The organism is Microvirga sp. P4_G7, assembly GCF_056401005.1.
Genome location: NZ_JBFUKD010000030.1, coordinates 1 through 14,888 on the forward strand (window position 1 = coordinate 1; position 14,888 = coordinate 14,888).

At 63.7% G+C, this 14,888-nt stretch carries 15 protein-coding genes; 5 read left to right on the forward strand and 10 right to left on the reverse strand.

Features of this window, described 5'->3' with window-relative positions:
• Positions 1 to 375: 375 nt before the first annotated feature.
• On the forward strand, positions 376 to 666 hold the full coding sequence (locus tag AC1DT3_RS03470; protein WP_477463847.1) for a GIY-YIG nuclease family protein: 291 nt from the start codon (positions 376 to 378) through the stop codon (positions 664 to 666).
• Between the two features lie 172 nt (positions 667 to 838).
• On the opposite strand, the gene AC1DT3_RS03475 is transcribed toward AC1DT3_RS03470, so the two are convergent.
• Entirely contained in the window at positions 839 to 1,078 is a 240-nt protein-coding gene (locus tag AC1DT3_RS03475; RefSeq protein ID WP_477463848.1) for a DUF1127 domain-containing protein, read from the reverse strand.
• Between the two features lie 110 nt (positions 1,079 to 1,188).
• Between AC1DT3_RS03475 and gcvA the strand changes: the two genes are divergently transcribed.
• Entirely contained in the window at positions 1,189 to 2,121 is a 933-nt protein-coding gene (gene gcvA, locus AC1DT3_RS03480; RefSeq protein WP_477463849.1) for a transcriptional regulator GcvA, read from the forward strand.
• A gap of 233 nt (positions 2,122 to 2,354) precedes the next feature.
• Here the strand turns inward: gcvA and AC1DT3_RS03485 are convergent, their stop codons facing one another.
• The 5 genes from AC1DT3_RS03485 to AC1DT3_RS03505 form a co-directional block, all read right to left on the reverse strand.
• Positions 2,355 to 3,728 (reverse strand): L,D-transpeptidase family protein, encoded by a 1,374-nt coding sequence (locus AC1DT3_RS03485; RefSeq protein WP_477463850.1) that lies wholly within the window; start codon positions 3,726 to 3,728, stop codon positions 2,355 to 2,357.
• Positions 3,729 to 3,915: 187 nt separating this feature from the next.
• Positions 3,916 to 5,016, reverse strand: a complete 1,101-nt coding sequence (locus AC1DT3_RS03490) for a D-alanine--D-alanine ligase family protein (RefSeq protein ID WP_477463851.1) — start codon at positions 5,014 to 5,016, stop codon at positions 3,916 to 3,918.
• A gap of 108 nt (positions 5,017 to 5,124) precedes the next feature.
• Positions 5,125 to 6,078 (reverse strand): acetyl-CoA carboxylase carboxyltransferase subunit alpha, encoded by a 954-nt coding sequence (locus AC1DT3_RS03495; RefSeq protein ID WP_477463852.1) that lies wholly within the window; start codon positions 6,076 to 6,078, stop codon positions 5,125 to 5,127.
• 103 nt (positions 6,079 to 6,181) lie between these two features.
• The gene (locus AC1DT3_RS03500) at positions 6,182 to 6,583 is read right to left on the reverse strand and encodes a DUF2306 domain-containing protein (RefSeq protein WP_477463853.1); all 402 of its coding nucleotides are present in this window, start codon (positions 6,581 to 6,583) and stop codon (positions 6,182 to 6,184) included.
• An 82-nt stretch (positions 6,584 to 6,665) separates the two neighbouring features.
• Complete coding sequence (locus AC1DT3_RS03505) at positions 6,666 to 7,403, reverse strand: class I SAM-dependent methyltransferase (protein ID WP_477463854.1); 738 nt, start codon at positions 7,401 to 7,403, stop codon at positions 6,666 to 6,668.
• Positions 7,404 to 7,546: 143 nt separating this feature from the next.
• Between AC1DT3_RS03505 and gloB the strand changes: the two genes are divergently transcribed.
• Positions 7,547 to 8,314 (forward strand): hydroxyacylglutathione hydrolase, encoded by a 768-nt coding sequence (gene gloB, locus AC1DT3_RS03510; protein ID WP_477463855.1) that lies wholly within the window; start codon positions 7,547 to 7,549, stop codon positions 8,312 to 8,314.
• Between the two features lie 30 nt (positions 8,315 to 8,344).
• Positions 8,345 to 9,097 (forward strand): GNAT family N-acetyltransferase, encoded by a 753-nt coding sequence (locus AC1DT3_RS03515; RefSeq protein WP_477463856.1) that lies wholly within the window; start codon positions 8,345 to 8,347, stop codon positions 9,095 to 9,097.
• Positions 9,098 to 9,099: 2 nt separating this feature from the next.
• Here the strand turns inward: AC1DT3_RS03515 and yddG are convergent, their stop codons facing one another.
• The 3 genes from yddG to AC1DT3_RS03530 all read right to left on the reverse strand — a co-directional run bounded on the left by yddG (position 9,100) and on the right by AC1DT3_RS03530 (position 12,236).
• Positions 9,100 to 9,975: an aromatic amino acid exporter YddG gene (gene yddG, locus AC1DT3_RS03520; RefSeq protein WP_477463857.1), complete on the reverse strand. Its 876-nt coding sequence runs from the start codon at positions 9,973 to 9,975 to the stop codon at positions 9,100 to 9,102.
• A 91-nt stretch (positions 9,976 to 10,066) separates the two neighbouring features.
• Positions 10,067 to 10,792 (reverse strand): acetoacetyl-CoA reductase, encoded by a 726-nt coding sequence (gene phbB, locus AC1DT3_RS03525; RefSeq protein ID WP_477463858.1) that lies wholly within the window; start codon positions 10,790 to 10,792, stop codon positions 10,067 to 10,069.
• 265 nt (positions 10,793 to 11,057) lie between these two features.
• Positions 11,058 to 12,236 (reverse strand): acetyl-CoA C-acetyltransferase, encoded by a 1,179-nt coding sequence (locus tag AC1DT3_RS03530; protein WP_477463859.1) that lies wholly within the window; start codon positions 12,234 to 12,236, stop codon positions 11,058 to 11,060.
• 265 nt (positions 12,237 to 12,501) lie between these two features.
• On the opposite strand from AC1DT3_RS03530, the gene phaR reads away from it, so the two are divergent.
• Positions 12,502 to 13,080, forward strand: a complete 579-nt coding sequence (gene phaR, locus AC1DT3_RS03535) for a polyhydroxyalkanoate synthesis repressor PhaR (protein ID WP_477463860.1) — start codon at positions 12,502 to 12,504, stop codon at positions 13,078 to 13,080.
• Between the two features lie 3 nt (positions 13,081 to 13,083).
• Here phaR and AC1DT3_RS03540 read toward each other — a convergent pair whose 3' ends face one another.
• Positions 13,084 to 14,745, reverse strand: coding sequence for an EAL domain-containing protein (locus AC1DT3_RS03540; RefSeq protein ID WP_477463861.1), 1,662 nt, complete (start codon positions 14,743 to 14,745; stop codon positions 13,084 to 13,086).
• Positions 14,746 to 14,888: the final 143 nt, after the last annotated feature.

Genomic DNA, 14,888 nt, shown 5'->3' on the forward strand with positions numbered 1-14,888 from the left:
GGCCGGGACAAGCCCGGCCATGACGTAGGGAGTGAGTTAGCGGTGGGTGCTCGGTGAAGTCTCGGTTTGTGGCGAAGGACCGGCTCCCGGAGAAGTCTCGGTTCATTCCCCCGGATGTCATCACCGGCCTTGTGCCGGTGACCCCGATGTGAGGGGCGCCGCGTTTCACCTGATCGAGGTGGCCGGGACAAGCCCGGCCATGACGTAGGGAGTGAGTTAGCGGTGGGCGCTCGGTGAAGTCTCGGTTTGTGGCGAAGGACCGGCTCCCGGAGAAGTCTCGGTTCATTCCCCGGATGTCATCACCGGCCTCGTGCCGGTGACCCCGATACGTGAATCACACTTGTAAACGTCGGACAAAGTTCTCATCGTGATGCGATGAAACTTTATTACGTCTATATCTTGGCGAGCCGACCGGGCGGGGCGATTTATGTAGGTGTCACCAACAACCTGTCGCTCCGAGTGTGGGAGCATAAGGCGGGACGGGCGAGCAGTCACACGCGACGGTACCGCATCGACAAGCTCGTCTATTACGAAAGCTATCCAAGCATCAACGACGCCATCCAACGTGAAACGTCGATCAAGCGCTGGCCACGTGTGTGGAAAACCAACTTGATCTTCACGATGAATCCGAGCTGGCGCGACCTTTACTTGGATCTGAACGCTTGAACTCACCGAACCTACGCGAGAGGCGGCGCGCCTCACCTGATCGAGGTGGTCGGGACAAGCCCGGCCATGACGTGGAAACGCCTCGTCCTTGGAGACGGACCTGCGGTCCTCCTCAGGATGAGGCTTTTCCATGTGCCCGTTGATGGCGACGGTCGAATCGCTCCGATTTTGCTCACCGCCCCGCTGGGACGATGAGCAAATCCTGCCAGGCCGGTGAGCGATCGAAGCCATCGACATCGGTCCGGGACAATCCGAGATCGGCGAGGCCGCGGTCGTCGACGCTGTAGAGGGCCCGGCGGCTGGCGCGATGCTCGAACCAGGCTTCGATTCTGAGAAAGAGCGGCAGCAAAGCACTCGTCAGCGAGCGGCGTTCCGTAGAACCAAGATTTACTATGGCATGTGCGGTGGTCATGGCGTTCCTCGTTCATCAGCGATTTGCTATGAAAAAGAATGCGCTTCAGGTAGAGTTCAAGCAAACGAGAAGTCCTTGCCTTTAGCCCAAGCACAACTTGGTCATTGATCATGCCGCGTCGCCGCCTGCCGCCCTTGAGTTCACTCCGCGCCTTCGAGGCGGCGGCGCGCCATTTGAATTTCGAGCGGGCTGGGGACGAGATCGCCGTCACCGCGAGCGCTGTCGGGCAGCAGGTCAAAGCGCTCGAGGCCTGGCTCCAGCGGCCGCTTTTCGTGCGGCTGCCAAGCAAGGGCGTGGCGCTCACGGAGGTTGGCGAGCGCTATGCCGCGTCGGTCTCGGAAGCGCTCGACCAGCTCCACCAGGCGACGGCGAGGGCCCTGCGGCCGGAAACGTCGCGGGTCCTGAATGTCAGCACGACGCCGAGTTTCGCGTTGAACTGGCTCATCCCCCGGCTCGGTTCCCTAAAGGAGCATCATCCGGATATCGAGGTGCGGGTCTCGATCTCGACGGCGCGAACGGACTTTTCCCGCGATGACATCGACGTGGTGATCCGCTTCGGGCGTGGGGATTATCCCGGCATGCGCACCGATCTTCTCATGCGCGAGACCTATTTCGCGGTTTGCAGCGCCACCCTGGTCGATGATCCGGTCCATCCCCTGCGGGAGCCGCAGGATCTCACGCACCACACCTTGCTGCACGAGATCGTCGAGGGTGTGCCGGAATACATCACGTGGCAGCGCTGGCTCGACGCGGTCGGCGTGACCGGGGTCGACGCATCGCACGGGCCGAGTTTCTCGCACACATTCCTGACGCTCCAATCGGCCGCGTCCGGTCAGGGCGTCGCCTTGGCCACGAATGTCCTCATCGGCGACTATCTCTCGGCCGGCCGCCTCGTGCGCCCGTTTCCCCAAGAGGTCATGGGCCCATTCCAGTATTATGTGGTCTGCCCTGAGGCGGTCGCCGACCGTCCCGCTATCGCGGCCTTTCGGGCCTGGCTTCAGGACGAGGCGAACGCGCAAGCCGCGGCCGAGGCGTCTGGATGAGGCGACCAGTGAGCCCGACTAGCCATTGTCATTCCCGACCGTAAGCGGTGGAACCGCCTGAGGCGAAGGGGACCCATAGCGCCGTGTGACCCAGTCGTGGGTCCCCTTCCCTCGCTTCGCTCGCCGGGGATGACAACGGGGGCACGCGGGACGAGAAAAGGACACGTCCCACCCCGCAACAAAAAAGCCCGCCGGAGAGGCGGGCTTTTGAAAATCTTGAGATGCCGTCGATCTCAGTTCGCGACGGCTGCCACGTTGACCGATGCGGGGGCCTGCGCCCGGCGTTGCGGGGTCACGTTGGAGGCCTGGGGCTTCACGGGAGCCGACACGCCGCGTTGCGGCGGCAATGGGGTCTTGCCCGGCAAAGCCGAGGTGACCTGGGCCGTTTCCGTCGCCGGCTCCGTGGTGCTGCTGGAGCTGCTGAACAGGTCGCCGATGCCGTTGAACATCTTCTTGTAGAACGGTGTCTCGGACGACGACGCAGCGGAAGCCTGGACGGGCGCGCCGACGGCAGGAGCCGAAGCCGCGGCCGCAACCTTCGTCTCCGAAACGGGAGCGGGCGCAGCCGGTGCCGCAGCCGGCATGGCCGGAGCGAAGGCAAGAGCAGTCGTGGGCGCAACCGGCGCCTCTGTGGGCTTGCCGCTGGTGTCGAGGGAGATTTCCTGCGGGCCCGAGGAGAGGCCTTCCGGACGGCTCACGTCACCGAACTTGTCACGCATGCGGGAATCGACGACGAGCGATCCGCCTTCCATCGTGCCGGCCAAGGCAGTGCGGAAGCTCTCATGCGAGCCGCCATCGTTGTAGACCAGCTTGACCGGGGTGACGCTCGACGCCAATTCGGCGATCTCGCGCTCGTCCTGTTGCCGCTTCTGCGCGACGGCGGCGACGGCGGTCTCGTCGGTCACGTTGAAGGCGTAGCGATGGTCCGCCACCGACACGCGGGGTTCCTCGCGGGCGACTTCGAAATAATCCGAGCCTTCCTTCAGGTTTTTCCAGAAGCCGATGTTCGGATCGAGACGATGYTGGGCGAGGTTTTTGGGCGTCATCCGGAACGGATACGACTGGAACTGGAAGCCGCGCTGGCCGCTGGCGAGCGATTCGCGAGCGATGGAATAGATCTCGGCGATGTTCTGGTCCGTCATGGCGAAGCAGCCGCGCGACGAGCACGAGCCGTGGACCATGAGGTTGCCGCCGGTCCGGTTGAACGACCGATCATAGGCGTTCGGAAAACCGGTATCGAATGAAAGGTAATAGGACGAGTTCGGGTTCATCTGCCCCGGGGTGACCGTGTAGAAGCCTTCCGGCGCCTGCCGGTCGCCTTCCTTGACCTTGGGGCCGAGCTGTCCCGACCAGCGACAGATGGGATAGGTCTTGAGGAGCGCATAACGGCCGTCGCGGCCGCGCTTCCACACTTCCATCTCCGATTCCTTCTTGAAGGAGCGGATCAGGATGGGATCGGATTTCGACATTCCCTTCTCGGCCATCAAGGACATGGTGGCGGCAGGAATGGGCGTCAGATGGCGCGTCGGGCTTCGCTGGAAGCTCTCATCCTGGCACGCCGCCAGAGCGAGCGCCAAGCTCGCCGCCAATGCGATACGCTTCAACATGGGGGACCCCGCAATTTTTTGATCCGCCCGGTTCCCTTTGCCCGAGCGGTTCCCCTATCTGTCTAAATCGTTAGCCTTAACTCTGTCTTACCGCAAGCATAGCCGTTCTGTGGTTACGGTTAATGACCCGTTAATTCGGAAAAAGCCGACCTGACGCAGCGATGCTGCGTCAACCCGATTTTGCCCCTCAAGGCTGCTTCAGAGCGCTCTTGCGCTCATGCCGCGCGAAGGCGTGAGCGATCAGTGCATCCATGAGCTCTCGTTGCGGCAGACCGCCTGCTTCCCAGAGCTTGGGATACATGCTGATCGCCGTGAACCCGGGAAGCGTGTTGATTTCATTGAGGAAAATAGTGTCCTGGTCCAATGGGTCGATGAAGAAGTCGACCCGCGCCAATCCTTCGCAGCACAAGAGGCGAAACGCCGTAACCGCCAGATCCTGCGCGCGTCGCGCTTGCTGCGGGGTCAGGGACGCCGGGATGCGCAGATCGGCTCCGGCCGCGTCCTCGTATTTCGCATCGTAACTGTAAAAACCATGGCTTGTGGCCGGCGCGATCTCGCCCAGCGGCGAAGCGCGGACGCTGCCGGAGGCGTCCTCCAAGACGGAACATTCGATTTCGCGCGCACCCGTGACGCTGCGCTCGACGATGATCTTGCGGTCGTAGCGCAAGGCCAGATCGCAGGCGCTGGCGAAGCTCTCCGCCGAATGCGCCGGCGACACACCGACCGAGGAGCCCATATTCGCCGGCTTCACGAACAGCTTCGTCGTGCCGAGCGTCGCAGTCGCCGCCTCGTAGGTCATGCGGCTGCTCGCCGTGACGGTCAGAAAGGGGACGATCGGAAGCCCGCCGTCCCGCAGCAGCCGCTTGGCCACGTCCTTGTCCATGCCGGCGGCCGAGCCGATCACGCCGGAACCCACGTAGGCGACGCCGGCGAGGTCCAGGAGGCCCTGGACCGTCCCGTCCTCGCCGTTGGGGCCATGCAGAACCGGGAAGACGATATCGAGGCGCTGCGGCGCGCGAGTCGATCCTTCGCCAAGGACGACGAGATCGCCATTCCGGCCTGGCGGCAACACAACCTCGGGTGCGTCGACGGGGATTTCGAGGGAACGGGCGTCGGGAGTGGCAGCATTGCCGAGAACCCAGCGGCCGTCACGCCGAATGCCGATCGGGACGATGTCGTAGCGCGCGGGATCGAGAGCCCGCAGAATATTCGCCGCGGACATCCGGGAGACGTCGTGCTCCGCGGAACACCCGCCGAACAGCAATCCGACAACCTTACGCTCGTTCATCTTCGCTTCTCCGGCCCCCTTTTGAAGTGGGGCAGAGAGGTTGAAGCAATGTTAATGAAGGGGAAGGATGCGGCGCTTTTCGAGATGGCGCCGCTCGGCTTCGAAGCCTTAGAGCTTTCGACCGATGGCGAGGAATTTCGCCGCCCTGTGATCCCGCAGCTCCGAGGGACCCATATTGCTCAGATCGTGAAGGGCTTCCTCGACGGCGTCGCCGGTCGAGGCGATGACCGATTCGACGCCGCGATGCGCGCCGCCGACCGGCTCGGTGATGATACCGTCGATGACGCCGAGGCGCATGAGGTCCTGCGCCGTGATCTTCATGTTGGTCGCCGCATCCTGGGCGCGGGCCGAATCACGCCACAGGATCGAGGCGGCGCCCTCCGGAGAAATCACGCTGTAGATGGCATGCTCGAGCATCAGCACCTTGTTCGCCGTGGCGATGGCGATCGCCCCACCCGAACCGCCTTCGCCGATGATCACCSACACGTTTGGGACGCCGAGGCCGAGCTGGGTATCCGTCGAGCGGGCGATCGCTTCGGCCTGGCCACGTTCCTCGGCTTCGATGCCGGGATAAGCGCCGGCCGTATCGACAAAGGTGATGACGGGGAGTTCGAACCGGTCGGCCAATTCCATCAGACGGACCGCCTTGCGGTAGCCCTCGGGTCTCGCCATGCCGAAATTGTGTCGGATGCGCGTTTCGGTGCTGGAGCCCTTTTCCTGGCCCATCACACAGACCGCCTGGCCGCGGAATCGCCCGAACCCGCCGACGATGGCCTCGTCCTCGGAGAACTTGCGGTCGCCGGCAAGCGGCGTGAAATCGGTGATCAGGCCGGCGCAGTAATCGATGAAATGGGGCCGCTGCGGATGGCGCGCGACCTGCGTCTTCTGCCACGGCGTCAGCTTGCCGTAGAGGTCCTTGAGCGCGTCGGCGGCCTTGGCCTCCAGCCGATTGATGTCGTCGACGATGGCGACGGCGTCACTTTTCTCGCCCAGAGCCCGCAGTTCTTCAACCTTGGCTTCCAGCTCGGCGACGGGCTTTTCGAAATCGAGATAGCTGCGCATCGGACTCTAATAAATACGAAAAAACCGGCGCTGACCCAAAGTCTGCCCCGCCGGTCGGGCGGAAACTGGCGATTTGATGCACACAAGTCAAGTTTGGTCTGAATCACTCGCCGAAGACCACATGGTACATAAGGCGTCCTGGAAAAAGGGTGAACAACCCGGTGACGACGAGACCGCCGAAATAGAGCGCCAGCATCGTGAAGCGATGGCGCGCGACGCGGTGCCGCCTCGCATGCAGAACCGCGATGGGAAGCGTCAGAAGCGCGAAGGCGGACAGGGCATGGATCGGCCCGAAGGGTCCGATCAGCGGCCAATTCGACACCATCATCAGCGAGGTGCCGGCGACGAGCGCCATCAGGACTACCCAGATCCAACCCCGCCGCCTGTGGTTCGTCGTGCCTTTGACCGCAAGCAGTTGATAGGCGCCAAGAACAACGGCCGTCGCAGCGACCGCCACATGGAGTTGGATCAGAGGAGGAGCGGCGAGCAAGGGCCCCAACGCCATGCGAAACGTCCTTCAGCAGCCGATCGGGCGACATTGCTGAAATGTAGTAACGATACTGCTTGTCAAGAGGATGGATCGTGTATCACAGGACATCCCGCGACGCTGGCGCTGGCACGAAGACCGGGGCGACGCGGCGGGCCCTGCGGGGCGCGCGCACGGTGATCGGGTGATAGAGCTGCTTCGTCGCCTCGACGATGTGCAGGCCGGAGAAGGGCAGGGCGCAACTCGCGCCGACCTGTTCCCAGGCCTGGGCCGTCTGCAACAGCAGGCGATTGCGCAGGGGGGGTACATAGAGGGTCTCGGCCCAGCCTTCGGGTGAAAACCAGGTCTGCCGCATCAGGCTCTTCAACTGCGAGCGGCTGAAAGGCTGGCCATAGCCGAACGGCGTCGTATCCATGCGGGCCCACAGCCCGCGCCGATTCGGGGCCACGACGATGATGCGCCCACCTGGCGTGAGAATACGCCAGATCTCGTTCAGGAGTTCGCTCGGGCTCTCCACGGTCTCCAGCGCATGGATCACCAAAACCCGATCGATCGAGGCGTCGGGAAGGGGCATCATCAGGGGGTCGACCAGGGTCGAGGAAGAGGCGCCCGAACGCGGCCAGTTCACAACGCCCTGGTTCGCCGGCATGAAGGCGAGAACGCGTTCGCAGCGCTCGCGCAGGGGTCCGAGATAGGGTGGTGCGTAACCGAGCCCGAGAACCCGCAATCCTGCCAACTCGACCCAGAAACGGCCGATCGCACGGCCCACATAACGGCGCGTGACATTGCCGAGCGGACTGGCATAGAAGCTTCTCAAATCGGTGATATCGACGCTCATGCTGCTCCTGGCCCGCGTGGCTGCTGATCGTCTTCGCTCCGCGAAGACATCCGACAAGAGAGGCCGGCGGGATTCAACCGAGGACTGGTTTCGGGATGAAACTGTCCCATGATAGATCGCAGCGCAACACGTCGAGGTTTCGAATGCCGGCCCAAATCCACACCTTCCGCTGCCTGTCCGATAATATTGGTGCGCTCGTCTACGATCCCAATACGGGCGCCTGCGCGGCCATTGATGCGCCGGAAGAAGGACCGATTCTCGCGGCGCTGTCCGAAACCGGTTGGCAATTGACGGATATCCTCATCACCCATCGCCATTCGGATCACGTCCAGGCCGTCGCTCCGCTGAAAGCCAAGACCGGCTGTCGCGTCGTCGCGCCTCTGAAGGCCCGCGAAGCGGTGCCCGGCGCCGACGCCTACATTCATGAAGGTGACACGGTCAAAGTCGGCGATCTCGAAGCCCACGTGTTCGATACGCCCGGCCATTGTTCCGATCACGTGTCGTATTGGTTCGCGCCGGAACGCGCGGTGTTCGTCGGTGACACGCTGTTCACGCTCGGTTGCGGACGCGTGCTCGACGGCAGCTATTCCGACCTGTGGACGTCGCTGCAGCGCTTGGCCGCACTGCCCGACGAGGCGCGCGTCTATTGCGGTCACGACTATACCTTGTCCAACGCCAAATTCGCGCTTGCGGTCGATCCGGACAATGCCGCGTTGAAGGCGCGCGCGGCGGAGGCCGAAGCGATGGCAAAGGATGGGCGCTTTCTCGTGCCCACCACCATCGGTTCCGAAAAGGCCGCCAATCCGTTCCTGCGCGCCGGCGAGCCGGCTTTGGCCAAGGCGGTCAAAAAGGAAGGGGCGGCTCCCTTCGAAGTCTTCGAAGCCTTGCGCGAATGGAAGAACCGCTTCTGAGCGTCGCCGCCTTTCTGGAGTTGATTGTCGATGAGCGATTCCGACCTCATTCTTGGTCTCGAAAGCCGCCTGTTGAATGCGTGGCCTTCCTTCGATTACCAGCTCTATGACGGATGGATTCTGCGGCTGGCGAACGGCTACTCGAAGCGCGCCAATTCGGCCACGCCGTTCACGCCCGGCGCCAAGCTCGACGATGCCTTGATCGATCACATGATCGAACAGTTTCTGATCGCCAATGTGCGGCCGACGTTCCGCCTGCCAGGCCTCGAAGCGGAAGGCGTCGACGATCTGCTGCGGGCGCGCGGATTCGAGGCGATCGAACCGACCTTTGTTCTCACCGCGCTGATCGATGGGCAAGGCGATCTCGATCCTGAAGTCTTGCTCGAATCGGATGTGACCAAGCGTTGGGTCAAGGAAACGGCCGCATCGTATGGTGGCGACAAATCGGACGACGAAACGCTCATCGAAATCGTCTCTCGCATTCGCCAGAAGGCCGCCTTCGCGACGCTTCATCTCGATGACCGGGCCGTCGCATGGGGATTGGGTGTCACGGAACGCGGATACGTCGGTCTCTACGACATCGTCGTTGCTCCCGATTTGCGCGGCATCGGCCTCGGACGACGCATCGTCGCGAGCCTCATCGCCTGGGGCCGCACCCAGGGTGCGCACACGGCCTATCTGCAAGTGCGCGAGGAAAATGCGGTCGCTCGCGCATTGTACGACGATTTCGGTTTCTCGCCGGCCTACCGGTATCTCCACCGCGTCATGCCGCGGGCCGTCTGACCTCAACGATTGAAGCGCATACGCGGCCCGAGCGTCGCCACCACTGCGCCGAGCACGATGAGCCCGCACGACAGGGCGAGCGTCGCGGTCGGCTCGGCGTAGCCGGCGACGATCAAGAGAAGCGTCGAGAGCACGGGTGTCGCGTAGGACGCGACGCCGAGCAGGCGAWTGTCGCCGCGTTTCATGCCGATGTCCCACACGTAGAAGGCTGCGCCGACCGGGCCGAGGCCGAGTGCGATGACCGCGAGCCATTGCCCGGCCGTCTCCGGCCAGACCGTCGTCTCGAACGCGAGATGACAGACGAAGCTCAGGAGCGCTGTGGCGAGGCAGAAGCCCGCGACCGCATCGGTGGGGACCTGACCGAAGCGCCGCGATAGCACGGAATACCCGGACCATACGAAGGCGGCGACGAATGCGCAGACGTAGCCTGGAACGTATTCGGCGCGGGCATCGAGCGATCCGCGTCCCGCGATCAGCGTCACGACGCCGGCAAAGCCGAGAATGGCGCCGATGATGTGGGCGCGCTTCAAACTCTCCCCAGGCAGGAGAGAAGAGAAAAGCACGATCAGGAGCGGCCAAAGATAGTTGAGAAGGCCCGCCTCGGCGGGCGGGGCGAGACGCAGGGCGGCGAAATAGAGCGCGTGATAGCCGAACAATCCGCCGAGGCCGAGCGCCCAGACGATCGGGGGCTGGCGCAGGGCCTTGATCCCTTCCGGCCGCACGATCCAGCTCGTCACGCCGACGAGGCCGCCGACGAGAAACGTCATGGCGGCGAGCTGGAACGGCGGAATCCGCCCTGTCGCTGCGGTGAGGACCGCCAGCAGAGACCAGAGAAGAATGGCTCCAAGGCCGATGAAAGTCGCTCTGCGTGTCGTCATGCTGTTTCGCATAATGGAAAGCCCTCCCGACGGGGAGGGCCTGTCCGATACTTTTCAAGCCGAATTCCGGTCGTTCGTACGAAGATGGCGATCACGCCATGTACTGGCCGCCGTTCATGGTCAGCGTCGAGCCGGTGATGAAGCCCGCTTCGTCKCTCGCGAGGAACACGACGCTGCGCGCGACCTCGGCCGCCTCGCCCAGTCGTCCGACCGGGATCAGGGGCAGGATCTTGGTCTTGAGGACTTCCTCCGGCACCGCCTGAACCATCTCCGTCGCGATGTAGCCCGGTGCGATGACGTTGACCGTGATCCCCTTGTTGGCGTTTTCCTGCGCGAGCGATTTGGCAAAACCGACGACGCCGGCTTTCGCGGCCGAATAATTGGCTTGTCCAACCTGGCCCTTCTGTCCGTTGACGGACGAGATGATCACGATGCGCCCGAACCCGCGCTCGCGCATTCCCTCGATCACGGGACGTGTGCATGTGAACATGGAATCGAGATTGGTGCGAACGACGGCGGACCATTGATCGTAGGTCATGCGGTGGAACATGCCGTCGCGGGTGATGCCCGCATTGTTCACGAGCACATCGAGCGGACCGATTTCGGCTTCTATCTTGCGGATCGCGCTTTCGCAGGCCGACGCGTCGGAGACGTCGAATTTGTAGACGGGAATGCTCGTCTTGTCCTTGAAGGCTTTCGCGGCTTCGTCGTTGCCCGCGTAATTCGCAGCGACCGTATAGCCTGCATTCTTGAGTGCTTGCGAGACGGCCGCGCCAATCCCGCGAGTGCCTCCCGTAACCAATGCCACGCGCGCCATGCTTTCCTCCGTTGAGCGGATCGCGCCGGCTTTCGCCGGAGCGTTGCCCTCGATGTTCCCAAGCAGACCTCTGGCGGATCTGTCTTTCGTCGGACGGCGCGATGAGCCGAACCGTCCGACATTAGCTTAGCGCGTGTTTTGAAGAAGCCTAGCCGACCTTGTGCTCATAAGAAGCGCGCGGCGACTCACTTTTCGGCATACCGCACGGTCAGCGTTCGCCGCGCATGCGTGCGGCTCGTATCGCCCTTGCCGTTCGAGACACCTTTTATCGCTCGAGACACATGGCGACGCCCATGCCGCCGCCGATGCACAATGTTGCAAGACCCTTCTTCGCGTCGCGGCGACCCATTTCGTGGAGCAGCGTGACGAGCACCCGTGCGCCCGATGCGCCGACCGGATGGCCGATGGCGATCGCGCCGCCGTTGACGTTAACGATGTTCGGATCCCACCCCATGTCCTTGTTCACGGCGAGCGCCTGCGCCGCAAAAGCCTCGTTCGCTTCGACGAGATCGAGGTCCGAGACTTTCCATCCGGCCTTCTCCAGGGCCTTGCGCGAGGCCGGGATCGGGCCCGTGCCCATCACGGCCGGATCGACGCCGGCGGTTGCCCAGGAGACGATGCGCGCGAGCGGTGTCAATCCGCGCTTCTTGGCCTCGTCGGCGCTCATGATCACGAGCGCGGCGGCGCCGTCGTTGATGCCGGATGCATTCGCGGCCGTCACCGTGCCGTCCTTCGTGAACGCGGGCTTGAGTTTCGCGACCGCCTCTAGGGTCGTGCCCGGGCGAATGTATTCGTCCTGATCGACGACGATGTCGCCCTTGCGCGAGGAGATGGTGACGGGAACGATCTCGTCCTTGAAGCGGCCGGCCTTCTGCGCCGCCTCGGCCTTGTTCTGCGAAGCGACGGCGAATTGATCCTGCTCGTCGCGGGTGAGTTGCCAGCGCTGCGCCACGTTCTCCGCCGTATTGCCCATGTGGTAGCCATGGAAGGCGTCCATGAGGCCGTCCTTGAGCATCGTGTCGACGAGCTTCAGGTCGCCCATCTTGGTGCCGCCGCGCATGTAGGCCGCGTGCGGTGCTTGACTCATCGATTCCTGACCGCCGGCGACGATGATGTCGGCGTCCCCGTTGGCGATCTGCTGCAGTCCCAGCGCCACGGCGCGYAGCCCCGAGCCGCAGAGCTGGTTCAGGCCCCACGCCGTCTTCTCCTGCGGCACGCCGGCGGCCATGGCGGCCTGCCGGGCCGGGTTCTGGCCCTGTGCGGCGGTGAGGATCTGGCCGAGGATCACCTCGTCCACATCGCCGGCATYGACCTTGGCGCGTTCGAGAGCGGCCTTGATGGCGATTGCGCCGAGTTCGTGCGCAGGCGTGTTGGCGAAGGCGCCGTTGAACGAGCCGACCGGGGTGCGGGCCGCACCGACGATGACGATATCTCCTCGGGCCATGGGGATCTCCTGTTATGGCGGACGGCGTTCATGAGCGACGCCGATGATAGGCCGATCAAAGCGCGGGGGCGGGGGAAGTCAAGCGCGCAATGGACATGCCTGCCAGGGACTGGGCCGACCAGCGCGGCGGCGAATTTCGGCCGTTAGACTTTTGATGCTTTGCCGCCTTGCTGGAAGGCCTATAATCTGAGCATCATTGCCGCGCTTTCGCCGTATTTGGCCGGAAACGCCTGCCTCGTCGGATTTCAGATCGTTCAGGGACACTATGGCGACGGATCAACAGCCGACTGTCATCAAGAAATACGCCAATCGCCGCCTCTATCACACCGGCACTTCCACCTATGTAACCCTCGAGGACCTCGCCACCATGGTCAGGCAGGGCGAGGATTTCATCGTGTTCGACGCCAAGTCGGGCGACGACATCACGCGCTCGGTGCTGACGCAGATCATCTTCGAGCAGGAAAACAAGGAGGGGCAAAATCTCCTCCCGGTGACGTTCTTGAGGCAGTTGATCCGCTTTTACGGCGACAGCTTGCAATCGCTGGTGCCGAGCTATCTCGAATTCTCCATGAACAATCTGTCTCAGGAGCAGCAGAAGCTGCGGGATCAGATGTCCCAGGCTTTCGGGCCGTCGGCCTTTCAGGCCATGGAAGAGCAGGTGCAGAAGAACATGAGCTTCTTCACCGACGCCATGCGGATGTTCGCGCCCTTCGCGCCGCGCCCCGGTGCGGCGACCGATGCCGATGGTGACGAGAAATCCGGCGGTGCGAACGATCTCGATGCGCTGAAGCGCCAGATGGCAGAGATGCAGGAAAAGCTCGATCGGCTGAGCACGAAGAAGTAGCGCCTACGCCCTCCTGGCGCGACGTGCCGTCATCGGCGCGCGCGTCGGCAGAGCCGTATCTTGGGCGATGCCACCCTGGAGATAATCGATTCCCCATTCCCCGAGCAGGCGGGCGGTGTCCTCGTCATCGACCCATTCCGCAATGGTCGCGATGCCGAATTGATGAGCCTTCTCGATGAGGCTGCGCAGGAACAGACGTTCCTCCGTCGAGCGCTGCAGCGTCCGTGTGAACACGCCATCGATGGCGATCAGGTCGACCGGCAGGTTGCGCAATTGTCGTGCGGAGACATGGCCGGCGCCGAAACCGTGCAGGGCGACGCCGATGCCCAACGCTTTCATGGCGTCGAGGCGGCCACGGGCGTTTTCGTCGGCGAGTGCGCTTTCGGGCACGGAGACGACGAGGCGCGAGGCAATCTGAGGGCGAAGACCCAGATGCGCAGCGAGCATCGCAAGCCACTCTCCATCCTGAAGAGTCGATCGTGCGATCGGGAGAATCATGCCGTTGCCGGGGTCGTCGGCGAGATGCTCGGCGACGATTTCGAGCATCCGCCCGTCGAGCAGGAGCGAGAGACCTGCTTCCTCCATGCGCAAGGCGATATCGGACGCGCCCGGCAAGCCGTCGGCGCTCCGCAGACGGGCGATTGCCTGCGTCAGTACCGGACGGCGAGAGGCTGAATCGATCATCGGCCGCGCGAGGACGACCAGATCGCGACCGTTGAGTGCGTCGATCACGTCTTCGACAGAGGTGCCGCAAGGCGCCGTATGAGTCCGGGACGGCGTCTCCCGGTACAGCGCGATGCGTTCGGATGATGAGAGGGCGCGGTCGAGGGCGCTTTCCGCCCGGCGCAACAGGTCGGCGGCCTCCGAGGCGTGATCCGGAGCGCAGGCCGCTCCCAGCCGGACGGAGACGTCGGTGAGCGTGGGGTAATGGGCGATGACCTCGATCAGGCGGCGCATGGCGCTCTGTGCGTCGCCCGCCATGCATGACGTCAGGGCGAGGGCGAACCGATCCGGCGCGTACACGCTATACGAATCGCCTCGACGCAAGAGGCTGCGTACCGCGCGACCGATCTCCGCCATGGCCGTGTCGGGGTCGGCGGACGAAACGACCGTTCCTGCGATCAGTGTCACCGCATGGCGCGAACGGCAGGTTTCGCTGACATCGTCTGCGAGCTTTTCGAGGAGGGTGGAACGCATTTCGATGGCGGCGGCGGACAGGCCTTCCTGTCTCAGACCCTTGCGGACACGCATGACGCCGCGGGCGAAAGCAGGGCGGCCACGCGCGTCGGCGAACCAGCGGCCTTGGTCTTCGATCATGAGGACATGGCTGGCTTCGAGCCGCAGGGCGTAGCGGGTCTCGAACGGAACGCCTCCGCTGGCGAACGGAGCAGTGGGGCATTCGATCGCTCGTCGCCGGTCCTCGCCGCTATGGCGCTCGATCCGATCGGCAAAGGCCGCACCGGTCTTTGGCAAGGCCTCCGGCGAGAGGCCGAAAGCGACGCCCGCGTTGAGACCCAGGGTCAACCGGTCGTTGGAGAGATCCCAGTGGTAGACGACGCTTGTCGGAGCCGTCGCTGCAGCCGTGGGGCGGTCCGCGAGCCGCGCGAAGCCGCACGCATCCCAGAACCCGCCACCGAACAGGCCCGTCCGGCTCCGCCTCGTCATCACATGATCCCCACGCACAAGGGACGCGTCGATGCCGTCCCAGCGGCTTCATCGCCGCGAAAAATCAGCGCTCAGGATCGGCGGGGTGCGTTAATGAAGGGTGAAAAGGCAGGCGATTTGCTGAAACGATCCCGGGTTCGGGC